The 25,993-nt window shown below is 71.7% G+C and carries 19 protein-coding genes; 6 read left to right on the top strand and 13 right to left on the bottom strand.

Features of this window, described 5'->3' with window-relative positions:
• Positions 1 to 15: 15 nt before the first annotated feature.
• The 3 genes from ACFYYH_RS17415 to ACFYYH_RS17405 form a co-directional block, all read right to left on the bottom strand.
• Complete coding sequence (locus ACFYYH_RS17415; RefSeq protein ID WP_388551474.1) at positions 16 to 660, bottom strand: uridine kinase; 645 nt, start codon at positions 658 to 660, stop codon at positions 16 to 18.
• A 110-nt stretch (positions 661 to 770) separates the two neighbouring features.
• A complete protein-coding gene (locus tag ACFYYH_RS17410) occupies positions 771 to 3,503 on the bottom strand; it encodes a SpoIIE family protein phosphatase (RefSeq protein ID WP_388551473.1) in 2,733 nt (910 codons plus the stop codon).
• A gap of 228 nt (positions 3,504 to 3,731) precedes the next feature.
• Complete coding sequence (locus ACFYYH_RS17405) at positions 3,732 to 4,388, bottom strand: winged helix-turn-helix transcriptional regulator (RefSeq protein ID WP_388551472.1); 657 nt, start codon at positions 4,386 to 4,388, stop codon at positions 3,732 to 3,734.
• Positions 4,389 to 4,474: 86 nt separating this feature from the next.
• Between ACFYYH_RS17405 and ACFYYH_RS17400 the strand changes: the two genes are divergently transcribed.
• Positions 4,475 to 5,686, top strand: a complete 1,212-nt coding sequence (locus ACFYYH_RS17400; protein WP_388551470.1) for a pyridoxal phosphate-dependent aminotransferase — start codon at positions 4,475 to 4,477, stop codon at positions 5,684 to 5,686.
• A 500-nt stretch (positions 5,687 to 6,186) separates the two neighbouring features.
• Here the strand turns inward: ACFYYH_RS17400 and ACFYYH_RS17395 are convergent, their stop codons facing one another.
• Entirely contained in the window at positions 6,187 to 6,921 is a 735-nt protein-coding gene (locus ACFYYH_RS17395; protein WP_388551468.1) for a hypothetical protein, read from the bottom strand.
• A gap of 228 nt (positions 6,922 to 7,149) precedes the next feature.
• On the opposite strand from ACFYYH_RS17395, the gene ACFYYH_RS17390 reads away from it, so the two are divergent.
• Positions 7,150 to 8,292 carry an alpha-lytic protease prodomain-containing protein gene (locus tag ACFYYH_RS17390; RefSeq protein ID WP_388551699.1) on the top strand — a complete coding sequence of 381 codons (1,143 nt, stop codon included), beginning with the start codon at positions 7,150 to 7,152 and terminating at the stop codon, positions 8,290 to 8,292.
• A gap of 285 nt (positions 8,293 to 8,577) precedes the next feature.
• Positions 8,578 to 10,197 carry a translation initiation factor 2 gene (locus ACFYYH_RS17385; protein ID WP_388551466.1) on the top strand — a complete coding sequence of 540 codons (1,620 nt, stop codon included), beginning with the start codon at positions 8,578 to 8,580 and terminating at the stop codon, positions 10,195 to 10,197.
• Positions 10,198 to 10,336: 139 nt separating this feature from the next.
• Here ACFYYH_RS17385 and ACFYYH_RS17380 read toward each other — a convergent pair whose 3' ends face one another.
• From ACFYYH_RS17380 to ACFYYH_RS17360, 5 genes are all read right to left on the bottom strand, one after another.
• Positions 10,337 to 12,466, bottom strand: a complete 2,130-nt coding sequence (locus tag ACFYYH_RS17380; RefSeq protein ID WP_388551465.1) for an NB-ARC domain-containing protein — start codon at positions 12,464 to 12,466, stop codon at positions 10,337 to 10,339.
• A gap of 4 nt (positions 12,467 to 12,470) precedes the next feature.
• Positions 12,471 to 12,908, bottom strand: a complete 438-nt coding sequence (locus tag ACFYYH_RS17375) for a hypothetical protein (RefSeq protein ID WP_388551463.1) — start codon at positions 12,906 to 12,908, stop codon at positions 12,471 to 12,473.
• A 47-nt stretch (positions 12,909 to 12,955) separates the two neighbouring features.
• Positions 12,956 to 14,290, bottom strand: a complete 1,335-nt coding sequence (locus ACFYYH_RS17370) for an SWIM zinc finger family protein (protein WP_388551462.1) — start codon at positions 14,288 to 14,290, stop codon at positions 12,956 to 12,958.
• Between the two features lie 131 nt (positions 14,291 to 14,421).
• A complete protein-coding gene (locus ACFYYH_RS17365) occupies positions 14,422 to 17,376 on the bottom strand; it encodes an SNF2-related protein (RefSeq protein ID WP_388551697.1) in 2,955 nt (984 codons plus the stop codon).
• A gap of 367 nt (positions 17,377 to 17,743) precedes the next feature.
• Positions 17,744 to 18,913 carry a slipin family protein gene (locus ACFYYH_RS17360; protein ID WP_388551460.1) on the bottom strand — a complete coding sequence of 390 codons (1,170 nt, stop codon included), beginning with the start codon at positions 18,911 to 18,913 and terminating at the stop codon, positions 17,744 to 17,746.
• Positions 18,914 to 19,258: 345 nt separating this feature from the next.
• Here ACFYYH_RS17360 and ACFYYH_RS17355 point away from each other — a divergent pair, with 345 nt between their 5' ends.
• Positions 19,259 to 19,600 (top strand): hypothetical protein, encoded by a 342-nt coding sequence (locus ACFYYH_RS17355; RefSeq protein WP_388551458.1) that lies wholly within the window; start codon positions 19,259 to 19,261, stop codon positions 19,598 to 19,600.
• A gap of 174 nt (positions 19,601 to 19,774) precedes the next feature.
• Positions 19,775 to 20,182, top strand: coding sequence for a DUF6343 family protein (locus tag ACFYYH_RS17350; protein ID WP_388551456.1), 408 nt, complete (start codon positions 19,775 to 19,777; stop codon positions 20,180 to 20,182).
• Positions 20,183 to 20,334: 152 nt separating this feature from the next.
• Here ACFYYH_RS17350 and ACFYYH_RS17345 read toward each other — a convergent pair whose 3' ends face one another.
• From ACFYYH_RS17345 to ACFYYH_RS17330, 4 genes are all read right to left on the bottom strand, one after another.
• The gene (locus ACFYYH_RS17345) at positions 20,335 to 20,736 is read right to left on the bottom strand and encodes a tetratricopeptide repeat protein (protein WP_388551454.1); all 402 of its coding nucleotides are present in this window, start codon (positions 20,734 to 20,736) and stop codon (positions 20,335 to 20,337) included.
• Positions 20,737 to 20,859: 123 nt separating this feature from the next.
• Positions 20,860 to 21,465: a dephospho-CoA kinase gene (gene coaE / locus ACFYYH_RS17340; RefSeq protein WP_388551452.1), complete on the bottom strand. Its 606-nt coding sequence runs from the start codon at positions 21,463 to 21,465 to the stop codon at positions 20,860 to 20,862.
• Between the two features lie 222 nt (positions 21,466 to 21,687).
• Positions 21,688 to 22,632, bottom strand: coding sequence for a PAC2 family protein (locus ACFYYH_RS17335; RefSeq protein WP_388551450.1), 945 nt, complete (start codon positions 22,630 to 22,632; stop codon positions 21,688 to 21,690).
• Positions 22,633 to 22,910: 278 nt separating this feature from the next.
• Positions 22,911 to 24,434, bottom strand: coding sequence for a flavin monoamine oxidase family protein (locus tag ACFYYH_RS17330; protein WP_388551694.1), 1,524 nt, complete (start codon positions 24,432 to 24,434; stop codon positions 22,911 to 22,913).
• A gap of 530 nt (positions 24,435 to 24,964) precedes the next feature.
• Here ACFYYH_RS17330 and ACFYYH_RS17325 point away from each other — a divergent pair.
• Positions 24,965 to 25,939, top strand: coding sequence for a sheath polysaccharide-degrading enzyme (locus ACFYYH_RS17325; RefSeq protein WP_388551448.1), 975 nt, complete (start codon positions 24,965 to 24,967; stop codon positions 25,937 to 25,939).
• Positions 25,940 to 25,993: the final 54 nt, after the last annotated feature.

Raw genomic sequence — 25,993 nt, 5'->3', positions numbered from 1 at the left:
GAGATGCGCGCCCGCTCAGCCCCGGTCCAGCCCGCCCCAGGCCGGATGCCGGGGATCGTCGGCCCGTACGACCACATCGGCGACCGCCACCGGGTCCACCTCGTCCTCGTACCGCTCGAAGGCGGGCAGCGTCCAGAGTTCGGCGGGGTCGGTACGGCGCCGGAGCGCGCCCGGCGACAGCCGCAGATGCACCGTGAGGTCGAACGGGAACCAGTGGCCCAGCAGCAGCGGTCCGTGGAGCACCAGCACACCGCCGGGCGCGAGCCGACGGTGCGGGCTGCGGGTCGCCCGGTCGGTGGCCGGATCCCAGAGGTCGGGCAGGACCAGTCCGTTGCCGTCCGGTTCCAGGGGGCCGAACACCTCACGCCAGAGGGCGCCGGTGTCGAACCAGCCGCTGTAGTACGTATCGGGGTCCTCGCGCCCGTACTCGTACCGCAGCGAGGCCGGGCGCAGGAAACCGCCGGTGCCGACGACCAGCACCGACCGGCCCCGTACGCGCAGGGCCTCGGCGAGCGCCTCGGCCCGCTCGGCCGTTCCGGCGGCAGGCGCCCCGTCGAACGCGACGCGCGGCCAGGGCCCGCCGTCCGTCGCACCGGTCTCCAGGACCCGCTCCGCGAGGGCCTCGGTCAGCCGGTCCCAGGTGATCGCTTCGAGTCGCACCCGTTCATCATCGTTCAGCGGGGAACGGCGCACGCCGCCGAGGCCGACTCAAGGGTCACGGACCACGCACGGGCCACGCACGGGCCACGCACGGGCCACTGACAGGCCACTCACAGGCTCATGACCGGAAGCGTCTGCTCCGCCCAGATGGTCTTTCCGCCGGCGCCCTGGCGCGTGCCCCAGCTCTGGGTGAGCTGGGCCACGAGCAGCAGACCGCGGCCCCCTTCGTCGAACACCCTGGCCCGGCGCAGATGCGGCGCGGTGTTGCTGCCGTCGGAGACCTCGCAGATCAGGCTGCGGTCATGGATCAGCCGGAGCTGGATGGGTGCCTGGGCATAGCGGATGGCATTGGTGACGAGTTCACTGACCACCAGTTCCGTGGTGAAGACGGCCTCGTCGAGACCCCAGTCGGTGAGCTGGGCGGAGACATCGCCGCGTGCCCGCCCCACGACGGCGGGATCGCAGGACAGCTCCCAGGTGACCACCTGGCTCGCGTCGAGCGCGTGGGTACGGGCGAGGAGCAGGGCGACATCGTCCTCGGGATGGGGCGGAAGCAGCGCCTTGAGCACATCGTCGGAGATGTCCTCCAGGGGCGCGGTGGGCTGGGACAGAGCCTGGCGCAGCGCGGACAGTGTCTCGTCGATGCCGTGGTCGCGTGTCTCGATCAGACCGTTCGTGTAGAGGGCGAGCGTGCTGCCCTCGGCCAGTTGCACCTCGACGCTCTCGAAGGGCAGATTGCCCAGCCCGAGCGGCGGCCCCGCCGGCAGGTCGAGGAAATCGACGGCCCCCTCGGGACTGACCACGGCGGGCTGGGGATGCCCGGCGCGGGCCAGCGAGCAGCGCCGGCTGACCGGGTCGTAGACCGCGTACAGACAAGTGGCTCCGACGTCCCCGGAGGATTCCGCCGTGGCGGCCGCGTTCTGGCTGCTCGCCGCCTCGGCGGCGAGATGGTTGACGAGGTCGTCGAGGTGGGTGAGCAGTTCGTCGGGCGGCAGATCGACATCGGCCAGGGTGCGTACCGCCGTCCGCAGCCGGCCCATCGTGGCCGACGCCTGAAGGCCGTGGCCGACGACATCGCCGACGACCAGGGCGACCCGCGAGCTGGACAGCGGGATCACATCGAACCAGTCGCCTCCCACCCCGGCCCTCGTGTCGGCGGGGAGATAGCGGAAGGCGACCTCGGCCGCCGCGTTCTCGGGCAGCTTCCTGGGCAGCAGGCTGCGCTGGAGGGTCAGCGCGGTCTCCCGTTCCTGGGTGAAGCGGCGGGCGTTGTCGATACAGACGGCGGCCCTGGCCGTGATCTCCTCGGCGAGGAGCAGATCCTCCTGTTCGAAGGATTCGGGGCGCCGGTGCCGTGAGAAGGTCGCCACGCCGAGGGTGGTGCCGCGAGCGCGCAGAGGGACGGCGATGGTCGAGTGGAAGCCGAACTCACGCATCTTCGAGGCCCGTTCGGGGGCCCCGACCTTCCAGCGGTTCGCGTCGGGGTCGTTCACCTTGCTGAGGACCCCCCGCGCGGTGATGAGGCTCTCGCCGGCGGGTGAGTAGTCGGAGTAGACGGCTGTCTCGCCCACGGGAACCACGGCCTCGGGGGCACCCTCGAAGATCGAGCGGCACGCGACGCGGCGCAGCATGACCCGGCCGGACAGCGGTCCCGGCGGGGGCTCGCCGCCCTCGCTGACGACGGGGAGCAGATCGACCGTCACATAGTCGGCGAGGACCGGTACGGACACGTCGGCCAGTTCCTGCGCGGTGCGCTGGATGTCGAGGGTGCTGCCGATCCGGATACTGGCCTCGTTGACCAGAAGCAGCCGCTGCCGGGCCGTATGCTGCGCCGTCACGTCATGTGTTGCCACCATCACACCCCGCACCTCGTCGTCGTGGTCCCAGAGCGGCGAGATGGTGAGCGACCAGGCGAGTTCGTGTTCATGGCCGACCATCCACAGGGAGAACGCGAGTTGCCGGGGCTCACCGGTCTCCAGCACCAGCCGCATATAGCGTTCGGTGTTCTCGGTCTCCGGGCCGGGCAGGATCTCCGACAGCCGCAGCCCGCGTATGTCGTCCTCCGCCAGGCCCAGCAGATGTTCCATGTCGTCGTTCGCACACCGCATCCGCAGATGGGTGTCGTAGATCGCCATCTTGCACGGGGACTGGGCGAAGGACCGCTCGACCAGCTCCTCGTCCTCCGCGCACGGTTCGGGGCGGTGGAGGGGGGAGACGAGCAGCCACTCGACATCGGCCCGGCCTCCGGCGCCGGGGCACGGCGGGCCCTGGGGGGACGAGTCAGGAACGGAAGGGGCCGGGGCGGTCTCGGGGGCGGAAGCGTCCTGAGCATCCGCAGCGTCCACCCGCCCGTCCTCCGCCCGCCCGTCCTCCGCCGGCACGTCCTCGGCCGGCTCCTCGTCCACCGCCAGGGCGTCCGCGCCCACCGCGTCAGCCACACTCACCGGGTCCGTCGCAGCCGTATCGGCTTCCGTCCCCGGGTGCTCGGCTCCCGTCCCGGGGTGCTCGGCTCCCGTCCCCGGGTGCTCGGTTTCCGTCCCGGGGTGCGTGGTCCGGAGGTGTGCCAGCAGCGCTACGTCCACCCGGCTACCGTCCCGGTGCAGCAGCGCGACCGTCCCACTCCATCTGCACAGCTTCCTCGGACTCCGCCTCGCCTCCGCCACCGCCCGCGCGGCCGATTCCGCCGTCGCCGTGTCGGCGAGCAGCTCGGCCGCCGGCCGCCCCACGACCGCCGAGGCGGCATGCCCCAGCAGTCGCCGCGCGCCTTCGCTCCATCCCGTCACCGTGCCCCGGGCATCGACGGTGACCCTGGCCGTGGACGACCCGTCCGCAAAGACATCCAACCGGACGGACCGGCCTTCATCGGCTGCGTCCGGCCGCCTCATGGCCACTTATCTCACCCTCGAACCAGCAGGGGACACTGACACCACCAAGTATGACATCGGGTGATGAATAAGCTCATTGAACCCGATTATCTCTTAAGGCATTAAGAGGAACATTAAGAACACGTCAAAGGTGGTGCGCATGAGGTTTCGTACCGCGAGCGAGAGATGGACACCTGGCACCTCGCGTCACTCCCCGCGCAGGACCTTCGCGAGCGCCCCCTCTCCCGTCAGCTCTATGCGCCCCGCACGCACGCCGTCCCCGACCGTCAGCTCGCCTCCGCTCAGCGCGCGGCAGGTGTCGGCGTCGAGGACGAGGCGGGCGTCGGGGCTCTCCGCCGGACCGTCGCCGTACACCGGATCCCCCGCGCCGAGCCGGACATGGAACGCCCCTTCGTCCAGCCGGACTTCCACCACGCCCTCCTGTCCGCACCCGCCCTCGCCGTCCGGACCCGCGAGGCCGTCGAGCACCGGCAGCAGCGGCACGGCGAACCAGTGCGCCCGTACGGCGTCGGTGGGCCTGCGCTCCTCCAGCGCCGGGGCGCCCCACTCGGCGAGGGCCGTGAGGACCGGCAGCAACCCCCGCCCCCGCTCGGTGAGTTCATACACGTACGCCGCGGCCGGCGGAGGCAGCCTGCGGCGCGTGGCCAGCGCGTCGCGCTCCATGTCCTTGAGCCGGGAGGCGAGCACATCCGTACTGACGCCGGGCAGATCGGCGTGCAGATCGGTGTAACGGCGGGGCCCCGCGAGCAGTTCGCGGACGATCAGCAGGGTCCAGCGGTCGCCCACGGCGTCGAGTGCACGGGCGGTGGCGCAGTACTGGTCGTAACTTCGGCGACGTGACATGTGGCGCAGTCTAGACATGTTGTTGGACTTTCCAAGCTCGCACTTGGTAAAACCAAGTATCGCAACAAGGTCTGGGAGGCCACCGCATGGAATTCCGGCAGTCGAGCAAGCTGAGCGAGGTCTGCTACGAGATCCGCGGCCCGGTGATCGAGCACGCCGACGCACTGGAGGAGGCGGGCCACAGCGTCCTGCGCCTCAACACCGGCAATCCCGCGCTGTTCGGGTTCGAGGCACCGGAGGAGATCCTCCAGGACATGATCCGGATGCTTCCCCAGGCCCATGGGTACACGGACTCGCGCGGCATCCTCTCCGCGCGCCGCGCCGTCGCCCAGCGGTACCAGACCCTGGGTCTGCCCGATGTCACCGTCGATGACATCTTCCTGGGCAACGGCGTCTCGGAGCTGGTCTCGATGGCCGTCCAGGCACTGCTGGAGGACGGCGACGAAGTCCTGATCCCCGCCCCCGACTTCCCCCTCTGGACCGCCGTGACGACTCTGGCCGGCGGCCGTCCCGTGCACTATCTCTGCGACGAGTCCGCGGACTGGTATCCGGACCTCGACGATCTGGCCGCGAAGATCACCGACCGCACCAAGGCCGTCGTGATCATCAATCCCAACAACCCCACGGGCGCGGTCTATCCACGGGAGATCGTCGAAGGGATGCTGGATCTGGCCCGCCGCCATCAGCTCATGGTGTTCGCGGACGAGATCTACGACCAGATCGTCTACGACGACGCGGTCCACCACACCGCCGCGGCCCTCGCCCCCGATCTGGTCGTGCTGACCTTCAGCGGACTCTCGAAGACGTACCGGGTGGCGGGTTTCCGTTCCGGCTGGCTCGTCGTCACCGGGCCCAAGCAGCACGCGCGCAGCTATCTGGAGGGGCTCACGATGCTCGCGTCGATGCGGCTGTGCCCCAACGCGCCCGCGCAGTACGCCATCCAGGCCGCGCTGGGCGGCCGTCAGTCCATCCGGGAGCTGACGGCTCCGGGCGGCAGACTGTACGAGCAGCGCAATCGCGCCTGGGAGAAGCTGAACGAGATTCCGGGGGTCTCCTGCGTCAAGCCGAAGGGCGCGCTGTACGCGTTCCCGCGACTGGACCCGAAGGTGCACAAGATCCACGACGACGAGCGGTTCGTGCTGGATCTGCTGCTCCGCGAGAAGATCCAGGTCGTCCAGGGAACGGGCTTCAACTGGCCGCGTACGGACCACTTCAGGATTCTCACGTTGCCGTACGCGGACGACCTCGACGCGGCGATCAGCCGTATCGGCCGCTTTCTGAGCGGGTACCGCCAGTGACGGCGGGGGGAGCCCCGGGCCGGAACCGGGAGGGGCACGGGCGGGAGCGGACCCGGGCACGGCCGGAAGGGATTCCGGGGCCGGGAACGGGAGCGGACCCGGGGGCGTAGCCGGCCCCCGAGCCCTGTGATGCCACCCATGTCGCACGCCGGCACACTTGAGGACCCAGGTCAGTCGTCATGTCGCCGCGTCCTGCCATTGGACCACCGCGCATCGAGCTGCACGGGCCGGACTTGAACCGGCATTTCGACGCCCCAGGGCCTGGGCCCGGTCGATCCGGCGATCGGCGGCGAATGCTGAGTCTGGAGCAATAGTCTGAGATTGATCGCGGTCTGCCTCTGCCGGTTGGGCTACCGCGGCCCGTTCATCCGCTGTACGGATGTGCCGCGGGGAGGACTCGAACCTCCACTGGAACCGCGCAGTCACGACAAGCTTCAGTTTCAGCTTGCGCTCCTCGCGCACCCCGGCCGCACAAGCGGGCAGCCGGGGAGTCTTCGAGGCTACCCGAACAGGTAGCCGAACACCGCGTCACCTACCCGCTGATCGGTGACATCCGTGCCGTTCGCCTCCTCACGGGCGAACTTCACGGCCTGCTGGAGCTTCTCGACCCGGTCGAGCAGCTCGTTCACCCGGCGGGCGGGCAGCGCGCCGCTGAATTTCACGGTGGTCCAGTAACCGACCGGTATGTCCTCGTAGTACACCTCGACCTGCGCCGGGTGCTTCTCGGTCGCCTCGGCCTTCACATGGTTGCGCGGGACCTTCTTCGTACGGACGGTCCGTACCGCCTCGGTCTTCCACGCGTCCGTCGAGGGGTCCTGGCTCCAGGACTCGGAGGCGTCCAGCACCGGCAGCTTGCGCACAAAGGTGTTGAGGTCGGTGAGCTGCTTCTCCAGGAAGAGCAGATACGACACCGGCGCCTCGCTCACCAGCACCCGTCCGTCGACGGTGATGTCGGCGCGCGCCACGCAGTTCGCCCAGTCCTTGGTGGCGGTCACATCGAACAGCCTCGTCAGTGTCTTCGCGGTCTCGCGCAGTGCGTCCTCGGCCTTGACCTGCACGCGGGTGGACTCGGGCGGAAGCTGCTCGCCCTCCTCGTCCTTCGGCTGGTACGTACGGGAGATACCGGCGAGCAGGGCCGGCTTCTGGAGGCCGTGATGAGCCGCCGTCAGGTCCTGATGCGCCTTGGACTTGACGCCTTTCTCCACCGCGATGATCTGATTGAGTTTCGTCGCCACGCCCAGGACGCTAGCAGGGCGGCTCAGACATGATCGAACGAATAAACGACGTTCCCGCGGGGCCGTACGGCGACGGACAAGCGGACCGACTTGTTCATTGGCATGGACCTGACCATGATCCTCGGCTACGCTCCCGCTGGCACCCTCTGAGAGCGCTCTCAGACGGCACTGTTCCACCCCCACGAAGCTGGAACAACCAGAAGGGCCAATCCCTTGAGACGCACGACAGTGATACGTACCGGCCTGTCCGCACTCCTCATCCTCGGAACCTGGGCCACCGCGGGCCTCGTTCCGGCGGCGGCGGCCCCCTCCGCCCCCTCCTCCCCCCGCTCGGAAGCACCGGCCTCCGCCGGTCTGCTCTCCGCGATGCAGAAGGACCTGGGTCTGACGAAGAGCCAGGCCGAGGCTCGTCTCGCGGCGGAGAAGACCGCCACGGCCGTGGACGGCAAGGCGCGGCGCGCGGCGGGATCGTCGTACGGCGGCTCCTGGTTCGACGCGGACAGCGGCACGCTCACCGTGGCCGTCAGCAGCGCCGGAAAGGCCGAGGCCGTACGGGCGACCGGTGCGACCGTCCGTCTGGTGCAGCACAGCGCGCGCCAGCTCGACGCGGCGAAGGCGAGGATCGACGCGCTCTCCGCGCCGGCCGGTGTCGCGAGCTGGCACGTCGACCCCAAGGCCAACACGGTCGTCGTGAACGTCGTCGCCGCGCAGAAGAGCGACAACGATGTCCGGAGCTTCCTCACCCGCGCCCGGCAGGCCGGTCCCGTCACGGTCGAGGAGACCGCCGCGGCCCCGCGGACCTTCGCCGCGGGCACCGTCGGCGGCGACCCGTACTACACGGGCAACGTCCGCTGTTCCATCGGCTTCTCCGTCCACGGCGGCTTCGTCACGGCCGGCCACTGCGGCCGGGCCGGCGCCGGGGTGAGCGGCTGGGACGGCTCGTACATCGGCAACTTCCAGGGATCGTCCTTCCCCGACAACGACTACGCGTGGGTCAACGTCGGCAGCGGCTGGTGGACCGCCCCCGTGGTCCTCGGCTGGGGCAGCGTCTCCGACCAGCTCGTCCGCGGCTCCAACGAGGCCCCCATCGGCGCCTCGATCTGCCGCTCCGGCTCCACGACCCACTGGCGCTGCGGCAACCTCCTGGCCAAGAACGAGACGGTCAACTACAGCCAGGGCGCCGTCCACCAGATGACCAAGACCAGCGTCTGCGCCGAGGGCGGCGACTCGGGCGGCTCCTTCATCAGCGGCGACCAGGCCCAGGGCGTCACCTCCGGCGGCTGGGGCAACTGCAGCAGCGGCGGCGAGACCTGGTACCAGCCGGTCAACGAGATCCTGAGCCGCTACGGCCTCACCCTCCACACGGCCTGACCTGATCTCCGCGGTTCCGAGACAGAGCCTGTCGCGGTACGGGGCGCCCTTCCGGGGTCGTTCTGCTGCCGCGACAGGCGTCGGGACATGCGCGAACCGTTGGCCATCGATCCACCGGACCCCGTAATCTCTGGCCGTGCCGTCTCACCGACGCGGGGGCCCTTACCGGCCTGGGAGAGAGACCCGCTCCGAAGCTCCGCGCGAAGCGGTGTGAAGGGCCGTCAAGGGACCCGCGGGCAGCGGGGCGGGCGGACCGTTCTGTATGCCGTACGGTCCGCCACCGCGTTGAACCGTCTGCTCGACACCCTTCCCGTCTTCGCCGGGGACCCCCGTGTGCGGCCCGTCTTCACCCTCGTCCCCGGGTCCGATTTCAGTACGGAGGCGCTCGCGGCGCTCGACGGTGCCGGGGCCCGGACCGTTCCCTGGGCGGAGGCGGTGCGCGGCGGGCATGATCTGGTGGTGGCGGCCAGTCCCAACGGTCCGCTGCACGAGCTGCCAGGGCCGCTCGTACTGCTGCCGCACGGCGCCGGGTTCAACAAGCGGCTCCCCCATCCGTCCGCGGACGACTCCGCCTCCGGACTGCATCCCCGCCAGCTCCTGCGCGATGGATCGCCACTGGCCTCGCTGCACGCTCTCGCGCATCCCGCCCAGTTGGCACGGCTCGCCCAGCAGTCGGCGGAGGTGGCCGGGCGGGCCGCCGTCGTGGGGGATCCGACGCTGGACCGGATGCTGGCGTCCCGTACGCGCCGGGAACGGTACCGGGACGCCCTGGGCACGGGCGGGCGGCGGCTGGTGGCCGTGGTCTCCACCTGGGGGCCCGAGTCACTGCTCGCACGCCTGCCGGAACTGCCCCGGCGGCTGACCGCCGAGCTGCCGTACGACGCGTATCAGGTCGCCCTCGTACTGCATCCCAATATCCACAGCCGGCTCGGCGAGTTCACCCTGCGGCAGCAGCTCGCGCCCGCCCTCGCCGCCGGTCTGCTGCTGGCGCGGCCGTACGAGGAGTGGGCCGCCCTCCTCGTCGCCGCCGACTGCGCGCTGACCGACCATGGATCGGCCGCGCTCTATCCCGCGGCCCTGGACCGGCCCCTGATCGGCTGTTACGAGGGCGGTTCGGAGCTTCTTCCGGCCAGCCCCATGGCCGGACTGCTGGCGCGTGCACCGCGTCTGTCGGCCGACCGGCCGCTCGCCGCGCAGATCGACGCCGCCGTCGCCGCGCACCGTACGGGCGACACCAGCGGCCTCGCCGCCACCGCCTTCGCCGAGCAGGGCCGCTCACTGGAGCTGCTGCGGACGCGCTGCTACCGGCTCCTCGGGCTCGAACCGTCGGACGGGCCGGTCCCGGCCCGGCCCCTGCCGGTTCCCAGGATCGGCCGGCAGCGGCCGACGGCGTTCACGGCACGCGTCGAGGTCTCCGGGAACACGGTGTCCGTGACCCGGTATCCGCTGGACAGCGGTCCGCACGGAGGGCATGTCAGCGCCGAGGACGGTGTCTCGACCACGCGGGAGACGGAGAACGCCGGGCTCATCCACCGCCGCGCGCGCACGGCGGCCCTCCGGGAGGCGTACGCGTCCGACGCGGTGTGGACCGCGGGCGGATGGACCGCGCACACGCTGGAGAACTACCGGGGCTGCCGGACGGCGGCGGCCGTCCTCGCGCACGACCGCTGCGTGCTGCGGCGCGACGGCCTGCCGCTCCTCGCGGCGACCATCAGGCCCGACGCGTCGCGGGGCGAGCCGCTGGTCCGGCCCGATCCCGCGGCCGTACTCTCCGCCGTGCACGGCTGGCTCGACGCCCGCCCGAGCCCCGCCCTCCCCACGGCCCTCGACTGCGCGGTGGGCGGCCGGCGGGTGCGGGTCCTGCTGACGTCCGCCACGGACGAGGACACCCGCGCCGAACTGTGAGCCGAACGCTGAGGCATAGAGCCCAACGCCAAGGCAACGAGCCGAACGCCGAGACACCGTACGGCGCCCCCGTACCCCGAACCGCCGAACCGCCGAACCGCCTGCACGGTGGGACCGAACGGTGACGCCCAACCGGCCCTCAGTCCTCCAGCTCCACGCCCGCCTCACCCCGCAGCTCCCCGGCGCGGGCACGATGCCGCCCGGCCGCCTCCGTGTCGCCCGCCTCCTCCATCAGCGCGGCGAGTTCGTCGTGCAGCGCGATCTGGTCGTGGACGGACCCCCGCGCCCGCTCATGGGCCAGCGCCTCCTCGTAGGCGGCGACGGCCCGCTCCGTCCGGCCGAGCGCGCGGTGGACCCGGGCCAGTTCGGCCGTCGCCCGGCCGATCACACGGACCCGGTCCTGCTCCACGGCCAGCCGGCGCGCGGTCTCCAGCTCCGCCTCGGCCTCGGCCGGCCGGCCCGCGGCACGCAGCGTACGGCCGAGCAGAAAGCCCTGGAGCAGCACACCGTAGGGGTTCCCGATCGCGAGATGGATGTCGCGCGAGCGCCGGAAGTGGGTGACGGCCTGATCCGGCTGTCCGCGCCACGCCAGGTACTTGCCCCGGAACTCCAGGGCCGAGGCATGCAGTCTGGTGCCGGGGACGACCGTCTCCGCCGAGAGCACCGCCTGCCGTGTCTCCCTCTCCGCGTCCGCCGCCCGCCCGGCCTTCCAGAGCGGCTGGGCGAGCTGGCAGCGCATCCGGATCAACGCCTCGGCCGCGCCGTCGCGCTGCGCGCACTCCCGGCCGGTCTCGAACGCGCGAAGGGCGTCCTCGTGGTTGTCGTGGTCCTCGTAGTGCTTCCACAGCGGCTCGCAGAGGGACCAGGCGTGCGTGTCCTCCCCCAAGTCGCTCGCGATCCTCACCCATCCGTAGAGCGCCTTGCGTTCGGCGTCGAGCCAGGCACCGGCCTCCGCCGCGCTCGCGAACGGCACATCGGACGCGTACGGAAGCTCCTCCACCGGTTCTGCCACGCGCATCCGGTGCGGAGCGATCGCCCGGTCGGCGCGCTCGGCCTGTCTGCGGTACCAGACGAGCAGCCGACGCAGCCCCTCCTCGGTCTCGGACGGATCGTCGTGCCGGCCGGCGCAGCGCAGGGCGTGGGCGCGAAGCAGGCCGTGCATCCGTCTGCGGCCCGCGCGCGGGGACAGGGCCAGCAGTCCCGCGTTCGTCAGCGCGTCGAACCCGTCCTCCCCGTCGTCGGGCCCCGTCCCGAGCAGGGCCGTGGCGGCGTCGAGGGAGATGTCGTAACCGGGGTGGTGCGGCATCAGCCGGTAGAGCCGGGCCGCGGGCGGGACCAGCGTGGTGTAGGCCGCGTTCCACACCGCTTCCACCACGGGCAGGCCCTTCGCGTAGAGATCCTCGGTGAGGTCGTCCACGATCCGCTCCATCCGTCTGCTCGGATGCGTGCAGAGCAGCTTGCCCGCGGTGTGCAGGGCGATGGGAAAGCCCGCGCAGAGCCGCGCGAGCCGGGCCAGCGCCTGCGCGGACGCGTCGGGGCGCGCACGGGTGACGATCTGCCGGAGCACCTCGGAGGCGTGCTCCGGCGACAGCGGCTCCAGCGCGAGCCCGAGCGCGCCCCGCGACTCCAGCGCGGACAACCGCTCCTGACTCGCGACCAGCACCACCGACTCGGCCGACACCGGCAGCAGTGTGGTGATCTCGTCGGCGGACCACACATTGTCGAGGACGAGGGCCAGCCGCGCGTCCCGGGTCCTCGCCCGGTACCGGTCCTCCAGCGCCCGGCGCTCCCGTGGCAGCTCGCTCCCCGCCGGTGTCAGCCAGCCGAGCAGATGCCTCAGTACGGCGGGGAGGTCGACCGCCCCGGCCGTGCGCCACTCGTCCAGATCGACGTAGAACGGCAGAAGGCCGTGCTCCTCCAGATCATGGGCGAGCCGGACGGCCAGCGCGGTTTTGCCGATCCCGCTCACCCCGCTGAGCACGACCGTCAGCGGACGTACGGAACGGGCCGACCGCACGTGCTCCGCGAGTTCCCGGCCGACCTGCTGCCGCTCCGGGGCGCGGTTCTCGAACGGCTGCTCCTCCACCGGCAGTTGACGCTCCGGAGCCTGAGCCGGAGCCGGTACGGCGGCCGGGAAGGCGGAGGACGCGCCGGGGACCTGGGTCCCGGCGCCGATATGGACATGCTGGGTGAAGCTGCCGATCCGGCCGGCCTGGACGACCGACTCGGCGCTGGCGTTCCCGCCGAACGTGTTTCCCCCGTCGGTCATCTCCTCAGTCCTGTCCGCCGATACGCAGTTCCCCGATCGTGCCGGACTGGACGGCCGCGCCGACGACCCGGGCATTCCCGCTGATCGTGTTGTGCACATCACGGACCTGCTGGGCGGGGAGCGTCTTCGGCGGGCTCAACTCGTCCACGAGCGCGCGCAGTTCGGCGGCGGCCTCGGGGTCGGCGCGCAGGGTGCGGCGCAGGCGGTTGCGCCATTCCGCGCGCAGGTCCTCGGCCGTCTCCTCGTCGCCGTCCCGCTGCGCCGTGGTCAGTTCGGCGCGGGTGGTCTCCAGGTCGGCTTCGATCCCCTCCGGGGACGCCGGGCCCCGGTCGGCGAAGAACGCCACCACCCGGTCCCGTACCCGGACCCAGCCGTCCGTCGCCATCTGCTGGACGAGCGCCGTCGCCCCTGCTGTCGCCAGTGCCACCAACTCGGCTTCCACCGGACCCCCTTCGGCCGCCGATCGATCTGGACGACCGAGCCTACCGGTCACCTGCCGAGCAGGGCGGTGAGCGCGCCGACCGGATCCGTGTCGGGGGTGCCGCGCGGCCACCAGTCCTCGCGGTCGCGGTCCGACTCGTAGCCGTACCAGAGGCCGTCACGGCCGTAGCGGAGCTGGAGGGAGGACGTGGAGAGCTGATTGCGCCAGGGGCGGAAGTGCGGGAGGTCGGCGGCGGCGAGAGCGGGGCGCGCCCGGTCGAAGGGGCCCGCGGGCGGGTCCCAGGGCTCTTCCAGTACGGCGAGTCCCGCGAGGCCGCCCTGACGCCAGGCGGCGACGGCACGGGCCAGTTCGGTGGGGGTGCGGTCCAGCGCGGCGGCCAGATCGCGGTAGAGGGCACGGGTGGAGGCGGTGAGTCCGGAACCGGGATGGGCGGCGGCCAGACGCACCGCGTCCTGCCAGGCGGTGAGGGCCCCGACCGGATCGAGACCCGTGGTCAGGAACGTGTGCGCGCGGGCCGCCGCCTCGGTGGCGAGGAGATCGAGCGCGAGGGGATCGGGGGCGCCCGGCACCTGCGGATAGACCGGTGGGCGGCCGGGCACCGCGGGCACCGGGAACGGCGGCGGCAGCGCCGGGAGTGAGCGGGGCCGGAGGGCGGCGTCGGCCGGGACCATGGGCATGGGCGGTGCGGCCGAGGTCCGTTCCGCGGCGGAGCGGGTGGCGTTGCGGCGGGTCAGATCGGCGAGGATCTCGCTCTCGCCACGACCGCGCGTCAGGAACAGGACGAAGGGGTCCTGGTCGAGGAGCCGTGCCGTCTGGTAGCAGAGCGCGGCGGCGTGCTTGCACGGATAACCGTCGTCCGGGCACGAGCAGTCGGGGGTGAGATCGCCCGCCGCCGGCAGCAGATCGGCCGACGCGGCGAGGGCGTGCGGCATGTCCTTGTCCAGCAGGGCCGCGATGTGGTCGGGGCGGGCCGCCGCGGCGTCGAGAAGGTCCTCCCAGTCGCCGTCGTCGAGCACGCGGAGACGGATCTCCGTACGGTACGGCCGGGGCCTGGTCCCGTGCACATAGGCCGTCACCCGTCCCGGCGTGACGGTGATCGCGTCGACGAGGCCCCGGCCCGCGTAGGCACGGCCGCGCTGGAGACGGGCGGGGTCCAGGGCGGTGTCCTCCATCGACTCCACCCAGGCGTTGCCCCACCAGGTCCCGGCGAACTCCCCCGAGGCGCCGGGCCTGGGCGGCAGGGCGGGGAATGTGCGCCGACGGTCGTCGGGCCGTGGGGCACGGGCCGCCGCACGGGCGCCGCGACCGGCCCGCCCGCCGCGTGCGGCCCTGGACGGACGGGAGGTGCCGGACGCGTGCGGGGCGTCCGGGGAGCCGGGCATGTCCGGGGAGCCGGGCGTGTCCGGGAGGCCGGGCGTGTCCGGGAGACCGGGCGTGTCCGGGAGACCGGTGAGGCCCGGGAGGCCTGGGGTTCCCGGGGGGACCCGCGGGGTGCCGGAGGCGTGCGGAGCCGTCATGACAGCCTCCGCAGTGAGACCAGATCGGCCAGTTCATGGTCGGTCAGCTCCGTCAGGGCCGCCTCGCCCGAGCCGAGGACCGCGTCGGCCAGCGCCCGCTTCGATCTGAGCATCTCGGCGATCCTGTCCTCCACCGTGCCCTCCGCGATCAGCCGGTGGACCTGGACGGGCTGGGTCTGGCCGATGCGGTACGCGCGGTCCGTCGCCTGCTCCTCCACGGCCGGGTTCCACCAGCGGTCGAAGTGGACGACATGACCGGCCCGGGTGAGATTGAGTCCGGTGCCCGCGGCCTTGAGGGAGAGAAGGAAGACCGGGACCTCGCCGGACTGGAACCGGTCCACCATTTGCTCGCGCTCCGCCACGGGCGTACCGCCGTGGAGGAGCTGGGACGGGACGGCGCGGGAGGCGAGGTGGGCGGAGAGCAGCCGCGCCATCGAGACGTACTGCGTGAAGACCAGGACCGAGCCGTCCTCCGCGAGGATCGTGTCCAGCAGCTCGTCGAGCAGGGCGAGCTTGCCGGAGCGGCCGGTCAGCCGGGCCGCGTCCTCCTTCAGATACTGCGCGGGGTGGTTGCAGATCTGCTTGAGCGCGGTGAGCAGCTTCATCACCAGACCGCGGCGTGCGATGCCCTCCGCCTCCTCGATGGCCGCCATCGTCTCGCGGACGACCGCCTCGTAGAGCGAGGCCTGTTCACGGGTGAGGGCGACGGGGTGATCGCTCTCCGTCTTGGGCGGCAGCTCGGGCACGATACCGGGGTCGGACTTCTTCCTGCGCAGCAGGAAGGGCCGTACGAGCCGGGCCAGGCGCTCCACCGCCTCCGCGTTCTCCACGTCCCTGACACCGGCGCTCTTCGCGTTCTCCGCGTTCTCCACGATCCGGGCGTGACGCGACCGGAACGCCTTGAGCGGACCGAGCAGACCGGGGGTGGTCCAGTCGAGCAGCGCCCACAGCTCGGAGAGGTTGTTCTCGACGGGGGTGCCGGTCAGCGCGACCCTGGCGGGAGACGGGATCGTGCGGAGCGCCTTGGCGGTGGACGAGAAGGGGTTCTTGACGTGCTGGGCCTCGTCGGCGACGACCATCCCCCAGGTGTGCGCGGCCAGGGCGTCGGCGCTGCCGCGCATCGTGCCGTAGGTGGTGAGCACGAAGCCGCCCGCGACATCGTCCAGGGTGCGCCCCGCGCCATGGAAGCGGTGCACCGGGACCCCGGGCGCGAAACGGGTGATCTCCCGCTGCCAGTTGCCGAGGAGGGAGGCGGGGCAGACGACCAGCGTGGGGGCCGTACGGGCGCGGTGGAGATGCAGGGCGATGACCGTGACCGTCTTGCCGAGGCCCATGTCGTCCGCCAGGCAGCCGCCGAGCCCGAGCGAGGTCATCAGGTCCAGCCAGGCGAGACCGCGCAGCTGGTAGTCGCGGAGCGTGGCGGCGAGCGCCGGTGGCTGGGGGACGGTGCCGTGGTCTCCGGTGAGCCGGTCGCGCAGGGCCGCCAGCGCGCCCGTCGGGACCGCCTCGACCGTCTCGCCGTCCACCTCGGCGGTGCCGGTGAGGGCGACCGCCAGCGCGTCGACCGGCTCCAGCAGTCCCAGTTCGCGTTTGCGCGCCTTGCGGACGAGTGCGGGATCCACGACCACCCACTGGTCGCGCAACCGCACGATCGGGCGGTGGGACTCGGCGAGCGCGTCCATCTCCGCCTCGCTGAGCGGATCGCCGTCCAGCGCCAACTGCCAGTTGAACTTGAGCAGTTCCTCGCTGTCGAAGAACGGCGTGCCGTCCGTGGCCGAACCCGGCGCGGGCCGCACCACCGCGGCGGCCGTGAGCGTACGGGCCAGCTCCCTGGGCCAGTGGACGGCGACGCCCGCCGCCGCGAGGCGGGCCGCCCCGGGCCCGAGCAGGTCGTACAGCTCGTCCTCGGAGAGCGCCAGCGCGTCGGGGACATCACGCTCCAGCAGACCCGCCAGCGGGGTCCAGACGCGCGCCGCGCGGCGGAGGGCGAGCATGGCGTCGATACGGGCGCGCGGCCCGAAGCCCTCCTCACCGGCGCCCGCCCAGAGCCCGGCCGCGTCGATCACCAGGGTGGGGTCGGCCAGGCTGTGGATCTGGACGAGAGCGGTCCCGGCCCGCCGTACGACGCCGTCCTCCTCCGCATCGGCCTGGGCGTCGACCTCGCCGCCCGCCTGGTCGAACAGGGCGAAGGCGGAGAGATCCAGACGCAGCGAGACCCGCACCCCCGCGTCCATACCGGCCGCCGCCTCCAGCGCCCAGGTCCGCGCGCCCGGCAGATGCTGTGCCGCTCGGGCGGCGAACGGCGCCCCGGCGGCGAACGCGGCGGCCGGAGTGCGCGGCAGGGAGTCGGCCACCGCGTCGAGGAACGCCCTCACCAGAGCTTCCGGATCGGGCAGTCGCAGCGGGGCCTGGCCCGGGAGCGGTACGGCGTGTGCCTCGGGAGGCATGGCCGCCGCGATGGCCCTCAGCTGCGCGATGTCGTCGGCGTCGAGCGGGCCCGCCCGCCAGGCGTCGTGGTCGGACGCGGTGAGACCCGGCAGCAGTCTGCCGCGCGCCGCGAGCTGGAGCGCGTGGAGCGCCGCGGCGCCCCAGCAGGCCGCCGCGGGATGCGCAGCCTTGTCACGCCGGGCGCGGACGAGCAGCGGAACGGCCTCGACGACGGGCAGCAGCACGGCGGGGACCGTGGTCGCACGGACTCCGTCGCCATGGCTCCGTACGACGGTCAGCTCTGCGGGGCCGCAGCCGCCCGGCCCGGTGGCGTCGGTGCCCGCGCCGCTCGCCGTGAACACCTCCCCCGTCCCCTCGGCTGTCCTCTCCGCCGCGCCGTCCGCCGTGCCGTCCGCTGTGCCGAGGGGCAGCCCGCCCTCCGGGGCCCAGAAGGCGATCCGCCCCTCGCGCGGCAGCCCGGCGGGCAGGAAGACGGCCGCACACCGGGTGAGCCCGGCGGTCACGGACGCGGTCCCCGCGGCGCTCGCGGAAGCGGGCGTGGGCCGACCGGCCGCCGCGACACGCGCGGCGGGTTCCGTCAAGGTATGCACGAATTGCTCCACGGCCGCCGACTCCTTTCCCGCGCAAGATCCGTTTACCTCTGCGAGTCTAGGCGGGAGGTCTGACAGCCGGTCCCTGAGCCGCGTTTTCGCAGATCAGCATGGGTGGAGACCCGGGACCGACAGGAAACCGACCGGGGAACGGCCGGGCAACGGCTCGGGCAACGACCGGTGCCCGAGCCGAAGACCGGGCGGGAAGACATTGATCAGAGGACGGGCGGGAGACGGGCGGCGGGAGACGGGCGGGAGAGCGAGGCCACGGGACGTCGGGTCACCGCACCTCGGACTCCTGCGGCGAGTCGGGTGCCTCGGACTGGATCCGCGGTTCCGTCCGGGCTCCTCCCGAAGCGGACGGAACCGCGGAGGACCTCGCGGGCCCGGACGCCCTCGGCATCCCGTCCGAAGCCGTCGCCCCGCCCGAAGCCGTCGCCCCGACCTGAGCCGGAGCCGTGGCCTGAGCCGGAGCCGTGGCCTGAGCCGGTGCGCCGACCGGAGCCGGACCCGTGGCCTGGGTCGCCGGAGCCGGAGCGGTGGCCGTCGTCGGAGCCGGAGCCGTGGCGGGTGGGCCGGCCGGTGCGGCCGTAGGGACAGCGTCGGCCGGTGCGACGGCCGGTTCCGCGGCGGTCGGTGCGGCTGCCCCCACCGCGCCCGAGACGGTCTTCACGGCCTGCGCCGCCTCGGCCGGCGTGGCCCGCTCGAGAAAACGGAGCAGCTCGACCGGGAAGGGCAGTACCAGGGTCGAGTTCTTCTCGGCGGCGACCGCCACCACGGTCTGGAGCAACCGCAACTGAAGCGCGGCGGGCTGCTCGGACATCTGCTTGGCCGCTTCCGCGAGCTTCTTCGACGCCTGGAGTTCCGCGTCCGCGTTGATCACGCGCGCGCGACGCTCACGGTCCGCCTCCGCCTGGCGCGCCATCGACCGCTTCATCGTCTCCGGCAGGGACACGTCCTTGATCTCGACCCGGTCGATCTGTACGCCCCAGCCGATCGCCGGGCTGTCGATCATCAGTTCCAGGCCCTGGTTCAGCTGCTCGCGGTTCGACAGCAGATCGTCCAGATCGCTCTTCCCGATGATCGACCTCAGCGACGTCTGCGCCATCTGCGAGACCGCGAACCGGTAGTCCTCGACCCGGATCACCGCCTCCGCCGCGTCGACGACCTTGAAGTAGATCACCGCGTCCACGCGGACGGTGACGTTGTCCCGCGTGATGCCGTCCTGCGCGGGCACGGGCATCGTCACGATCTGCATATTGACCTTGTGCAGCCTGTCCACAAACGGGACGATCATGGTGAATCCGGGCCCTCGGACACCCGTACGGAGCTGACCCAGCCGGAGGACCACACCTCGCTCGTACTGCTTGATGACCCGCGCGGCGGCCATCCCGTACAGCCCCAGGGCGCAGAGCGCCGCTATGACCGCTGTGACCAGTTCCTGGACCATGATGGGCCCCCTGACGCCGGAGCGAGGTACTGATAACCACGGTATGCCCTGTATGACCGGGCGGTCGAGAAGCGGGATCGGGATACGAGACCGGGATACGGGATAAGGGATCGGGGATATACGAACCATTGGCCGCCAAGGGCCGTGCCGGGGGTCCGGCGGGTACCCCGGCCGGCCGCACATCACGTGCCACGGCGCCCCGTATCCGGCAGTGTGACCAGCACGGGCTTCCCCGGGCCCGGCCACCCGCACCGCCACGCCCCCGGCAGACATCCCGCTCGGACGTCCCGCTCGGACATCCCGTTCAGGACGTCGCTCGGATCCCGCGCTGACAGAGGACCGCCCATGTCCGTGACCGATCACCGGCGTCTCGGCATCGCCGCCGGAACGGTGTTCCTGTCCCTCTTCCTCGCGGGCTGCTCCGGCCTCGGCCAGAACGCGAGGGGCACCATCGCCTACAGGACGGAGGAGCGCCACGAGGTACAGGTCTCCAACCCCTTGGTACGTGGCTGCCACCGGCTCACGTCCCCCGGGGCCGTCGAGCTCACGAACCGTACGCTCGTCGATCTCATGATGTACCGGTCGGGGGACTGCACCGGCGACCACACGACGTATATCGCCACCACGCTCTCCGACGTGATCGCTCCCGGCACCGGTCCCTGGCGCAGCTACACCATCGTCCACTGAGCCCCGGCCCGGTCGACGGCGCCCATGGTCCGTCATCCGTCGCCGGTCCCCCGGTTTCGACTCGACGGTCTCGACCCACCGGTCTTGACATCGCTCGCCCTCGGGCCGGGTCGGGGGTCATGTCCACGGGTACACAAGGGGTGGGGCACACAGATGGTGGGAGGTGCGAGAGCCATGCGCACCGGAAGTGAACCGGTCACCGCGCGCAGTCCACTGCGTCTGCGCTTCTGGCTGGGTCTCTGGGGTCTGGTCTGGACCGCCCTCGGTACCAGCCTCTTCGCGCTCGCGGAGCGGACAGGGTGGGCCGTCACCTGCGGGGTGCTCTTTCTGATCGTCGCGACGGACCTCGTCCTGGTGATACGGCATATCCGCCAAGGGCCGCACTACCAGCCGGGCCGGAACATCCCCCCGTACGAACCCGATCACGGACCCGGGCCGTCTGACGGACCCGGCGAAGGTCCCGGACGCGGAGGCCCCGGCCCCAAAGGTCATGACGACCGTCCCCGGCACCGGGTACCCGACAAGGGCTGGGACGGCGGCGGCCGGGGCGACGGCCCGGGGCGCGGCACGCACAGACCATGAGCCCACCGGCTCACCGGTCCCACGGCCCACCGTTCCACGGCCCACCGGCCCACCGACCGGTCAACGGCGGCCCGCCCGACCGGTCAACGGCGGCCCGCCCGGGGTGCCTGCCTCCCGGGATGCCTGCCTGGGGATGGCGGACGGCCCGAGGGTCAGCCGCCCGTCGGCGCGTCGCCGTCGTCACCGCCACGGGTGTCGGAATCGAACTGCGCGGCCTTCACATACTCCGGCTTGGGATCGAGCGCCGCCGCCAGCCGGAAGTGTCGTTTCGCCAGCTCGGGCCGGCCCGAGCGCTGAAACGTACGGGCCAGGGCGAAGTGCGCGAACGCGTTGTCCGGCTCGCGCTCCAGCACCAGCTCGAATTCGAGTTCGGCGGGGCGCAACTGGGCCGCCGCGAAGAACGCCCGCGCTCTCAGCAGACGGGCCGCCGTGTTCTCCGGGTGGGCGCCGATCACCGAGTCGAGCAGCTTGACGGCCCCCCGGGGATCACGCGCGGCCAGCAGATGCTCGGCCGCGCGAAAGTCGATGATGTGGGTCTCCGGGCTCTCGGGCACGGTCGCATCCTTCCCTGGCTGCGCGCTGTCAACGCCAGCGCGTCGGTCACTGTTCGACACCCTGCATCTCACACCGGCACGCGCGTCACATCGGGCACGTGCCCGCGCGGCCGGGCCCCTCGGTCAGCGGCCGGCCGCCGCGCGCTCGGTCAGTTCCTTCCACACCTCACGGACCTGCGGTTCCAGCCGTTCCAGCGGACCGTCGTTGTCGATCACGACATCCGCGACCGCCCGGCGCTGCTCCCGGCTCGCCTGCGCGGCCATCCGGTCACGCGCCTCCGACTCCGCCATCCCCCGCTGCCGTACGAGCCGGTCGAGCTGTGTCTCCGGCGAGGCGTCGACCACGACCACCAGGTCGAAGAGTCCCGCCATGCCGTTCTCGACGAGCAGGGGCACATCGTGCACCACGATCGCGTCACGGCCGGCCCCGCTCTCCAGCTCCGCGGAGCGGGCGCGGACCAGCGGATGCACGATCGCGTTCAGCGCGCGGAGACGCTCCTGGTCGGCGAAGACGATCCCGCCGAGCCTGGGCCGGTCCAGCCGGCCGTCCCCGGTGAGCACCTCAGGACCGAACTCGGCGACCACCGCCGCCAGACCCGGCGTCCCCGGCTCCACCACCTCGCGTGCGATCCGGTCGGAGTCGATCAGCACCGCTCCGTAACCGGCCAGCAGACGGGAGACCTCGCTCTTGCCCGCGCCGATCCCACCCGTGAGTCCCAGTCTCAGCATGCGCCCAGCCTAGGGCCTCTCGTTTGGATCTCGCCGGGCTCACGTGCCTGGCCGACGACGCCCGGCACCGCGCCTCGCCGCAGCCGCCCCCAGCCGGGCCGGGACAGCGAACGGCCGCACGGTTCCAGCGGGCTGCTGGGTACCGTACGGCCGGGAACGCTCAGGAGCGGAAACACCTTGAACGTGCGGAAACACTCCGCGTACCGGAAGCCGGGGCGGGGGTCACGCCCCGCCCTCGCCCTCCCGCTCCGCGAGGAACTTCTCGAATTCCCGGCCGATCTCGTCGGCGGACGGCAGCTCCGCCGGCTCGGCCACCAGATTGCCACGCGTCTCGGCGCCCGCGATGGCGTCGTACTGGTGCTCGAGCCCCTGCACCATCGACACGAGTTCCTCGTCGCCCTCGCCGAGCTGGCGCTCGATCTCGGTCTGGGTGCGCTGGGCCTCGGTGCGAAGGGAGTGCGCGATGCTCGGAAGGACCAGCCCGGTCGCGGCCGTGATCGCCTCCAGCGCGGTCAGCGCCGCGTCGGGGTACGAGGACCTGGCCACATAGTGCGGTACGTGCGCCGCGACACCGAGGACATCGTGGTCCGACTCCATCAGCCGGTACTCCACGAGCGACTCGGCGCTGCCGGGCACCTGCGCCTCGTCGAAGGCGTTGCGATGGCCCGGCATCAGGTCGGTGCGGTTGCCGTGCGGGGTGATGCCGACGGGGCGCGTGTGCGGAACGCCCATCGGAATACCGTGGAAGTTGACGGACAGACGCACACCGAGACGGTCCACGATCTGCTGTACGGCGAGCGCGAAACGCTCCCACTCCACATCCGGCTCGGGGCCGGACAGCAGCAGGAACGGCGCGCCGGTCGCGTCCTGTACGAGCCGTACGTCGAGCGTCGGCGTCTCAAAGGCCGTCCAGCGGTCGCGGCGGAAGGTCAGCAGCGGACGCCGGGCGCGGTAGTCGACCAGCCTGTCGTGGTCGAATCGGGCCACCACCTGGTGCGGCAGCGACTCCAGCAGGTTCTCGACGATCTGATCGCCGGTCTCACCCGCGTCGATATAGCCGTCGAAGTGGTACAGCATGACCAGGCCCGCCGACTCCTGTGCCAGCGCCATGTCGACGACGGCCAGGCCCTTGGGCTCCCATTCGTACAAACCCTGCGGATCAAGCACGATTACCGCTCCTCCTCGTGTTCGTAGGAAGAACACGCCATGGGGCGCAGGCATTCCCCGCGCTCCATGCCACAAACTCACACGTGCCACAAACCGGCGCGTCCGGGCCATCCGTACACGCCCCGGCGACCGCCAGCGCGCCGTACGCGCCCCCGGAAGCCGCCAGCCGACCTCGGGCGGCAGGCAGCCCCAGACGGCAGGCGGCCCCAGACGGCAGGCGGCAGGCAGCAGGCAGCCCCGGGCGGCAGACGGCAGGCGGCCCCGGCCGGGAGCCGGCCTCAGGCGAGGACCCGGCAATGCAGGGCGGTGACCACCTTGCGCGCCGAGGTGAAAGCCCCGTGCTGCCAGGCGTCGGCGTACGAGAGGTAGTCACCGGCGAAGTAGACATGCCCGGTCGGCTTGTTGAGGGCGTCGAAGACGGGCGCGTCGGGTCCCCCGGACAGGGAGTGCCAGGCGGCCTCCAGATAGGGCGTCTGCCGCCAGTGGTGGGAGAAGGACGAGATCAGTTCGCTCCGGTACTTCTCGCCGTGGATCTTCACGCCCTGCGCCACGGCGCGCGCCTCGCGCTCGCGCGGCGGGAGCTGGGCGTACGAGTCGGCCGACGCGCCCGTGTTGTAGTACCCGACGATCACACCGCGGCGGCCGTGATGACCGTGGGACGGGTACCAGACATGGGCCAGATCGAGATCGGTCTCCGTGATGCCGCCGTAGATCCGGTGATCACTCTCCCACCAGCGGCTGCGGTACTCGAGCCCGATCTTGCCGGCCGACGAGGGACGGCAGGCCTCCAGCGCCGTCTGTACGGCGGGCCCGAGATTGTGCGCGGTCCTGGCGAGGATATTGGGCGGCAGCGTGGCGATGCAGAAGTCCGCGTCGAGGGTGCGTACGCGGCCGTCCCCGCGGTAGGTGACCGTCACCCCGTGCGCCGTGTCGGTGATCTTCTCGACGACCGCGCCCGTCTTGATCCGGTGCCCGCCCACGGCCCGCGTGAGCGCGGCCGCTATCCGGTCCATCCCGCCGACGGGCTGGAACATCAGCATCGCCTGGTCGTAGCCGAATTCGAACGAGAAGTACCGGCCGATCCCGCTGGAGAAGACCTCGGACGCCGAGGGCACCGGCCCCAGTTGGACGCCCGGAGTGCCGGCCGCCGCAGGATCCACGCGGTAGCCACGGCGCTTGCTGCCGGTGTAGGTGAGCGTGGAGCCGATGTCCCCGAAGCCCCGCAGGAATTCGAGCAGCCGCTGCTGGTCCTCGGCGGTGATCTCGCCGTCCAGCGCGCCCTTTCCCGCGGCCTTCGCGAGCAGTTCGGAGACATAGCCGTACACATCGGCCTTGGCGGTGCGGTAGCGCACCGGAGCGGTCATCCCCGCCTTCTCGTTGTAGAGGTACGCGCTGGCGTTGGCATTGGTGAACACCTCGACGGGAACGTCCAGTTCACGGCAGTAGTCCATGGTGACCATCCACTGCGGGATACGGGCGGGGCCCGCGTTCAGATACTGGCCGTCACCGAACCGCGCCGTCTGGCGGTTGCCGTACAGATCGACGTTCGAATCCCCGCCGCGCACGGTGAAGTTGCGCCCGCCGGTGCGGTCCCGGGCCTCCAGGACCGTACACTCGTACCCCGCTTTGCCGAGTTCGTACGCGGCGGTCAGACCGGCTGTACCGCCGCCTATGATGACGACTCTGGCCGCTCCCCGGCCCGTGAGGGTGAAGTCGCCCTTCCGGGGCGCGCGGAAGACGGGCTCGCGGCTCGCGGCCTCGGCGGTGGGGGCGAGACCCAGGGCCCCCATGGTGGCGAGCATCGCCCCCGCTCCCCCGGAGATGCCCACCTGCCGCAGAAAGCCGCGGCGGCTGGTGCCTGTGCCCGTGGTGGTGTTCGGCGCGTGACTCATGTCCGTTACCCCTTCCGGTATGCCCGGTATGCAGATGTGCCGGGATCCTGGCAACGGCTTGTTACGGCCCGTCAGATACGTGTGTGTCCCACGCGTTGCCCTCCCCTCACCACCGCCGCCGGCGCACCCTCACGACACCCCCGGCACCTCTCCAGCACGGCCCGGCACTCCCGACTCCGCTGGCACTTCCCGGTACAGCCCGACACGGGCACGGCCCGACACGCCCCACGCCCCACGCCCCCGGCGATACCACGCCCCTCAGCGCCGCCGGCACTTCCGCGCACAGTTCGATTGGCCTATACCTTGACACGCATGGACCGTGTCCCTACCGTCACGGAACAGCACGCGTTCATGAATCCGGCCAGCGTTCATATGCGAAGACGACTATGCGCCTGGCCAGCCGCCTCGGCATCACTCGGACCCACGGGAAGGCACCCCCCATGCGCACCCGAACCCTTCTCCCCGCCCTGCTCGCCGGACTGCTCGCCACCGGCGGACTGTCCCTGCTCGCCCCGCCCGCAGGAGCCGCCGGAGCCGCGGCGGTCATCCAGGTGACCACGGCCGCCGAACTCAAGGCGGCTCTCACCGCCGCCCGCCCCGGCGACACGATCCAGCTCGCCAACGGCACCTACAAGGGCAACTTCAAGGCGACCACGCCCGGCACCGCCGGGTCGCGGATCACGCTGACCGGTTCGTCCGCCGCGGTCCTCACCACCACCACCGGCGGGGGGAACGCCCTCCACCTCAACGGGGCCGCGTACTGGACCGTCAAGGGCATCACCCTCACCGACGCCCAGAAGGGCATCGTCGCGGACGCGGCCAACGGCGTCGTGATCGACTCCGTCACCGTGCACAACCTGGACATGGAGGGCGTGCACTTCCGTCAGTCCAGCAGCGACGGGATCCTCAGGAACTCGCGGATCTACGACACCGGCAACGACGGCCGGGGCATGGGTGAGGGGGTGTACGTCGGCACCGCCAACTCGCTCTCCGACCGCAGTGACAACGTACAGATCCTCAACAACACCATCGGCCCGGACATCGGCGGCGAGAACGTCGACATCAAGGAAGGCACCACCGGCGCGCGCGTCATCGGCAACACCTTCGACGGCAACGGCCTCACCGGCGCCAACTTCGACGACTCCTGGGTCGACGTCAAGGGCAACAACGTCCTCGTCGAGGGCAACACCGGCAAGAACACCACGAACAACGGCTACGAGACCCACACCCAGCAGAGCGGCTGGGGCTGCGGCACCGTGTTCCGCTCCAACACGTCGGACCTCAGGGGCTCGACGGGCGCCCAGCAGCTCGCCGTCAATGTCACCAACAGCGGTTCGGGCTGCCGCACCACCGTCCACAGCAGCAACACCGTGACCGGCGGCAAGGGCCTGACCAATATCGCCGTCACCCCCTGACCCGGGCCCGCCGACTCCGCCCCCGCATCCACCTCCGCCTCCGCCTCCGGACAC

It is taken from the genome of Streptomyces sp. NPDC002018 (genome assembly GCF_042890865.1).
Lineage (GTDB): Bacteria > Actinomycetota > Actinomycetes > Streptomycetales > Streptomycetaceae > Streptomyces.
Note: the sequence above shows the minus strand (reverse complement) of the source record. Positions and strands in the feature narration are given on the sequence as shown.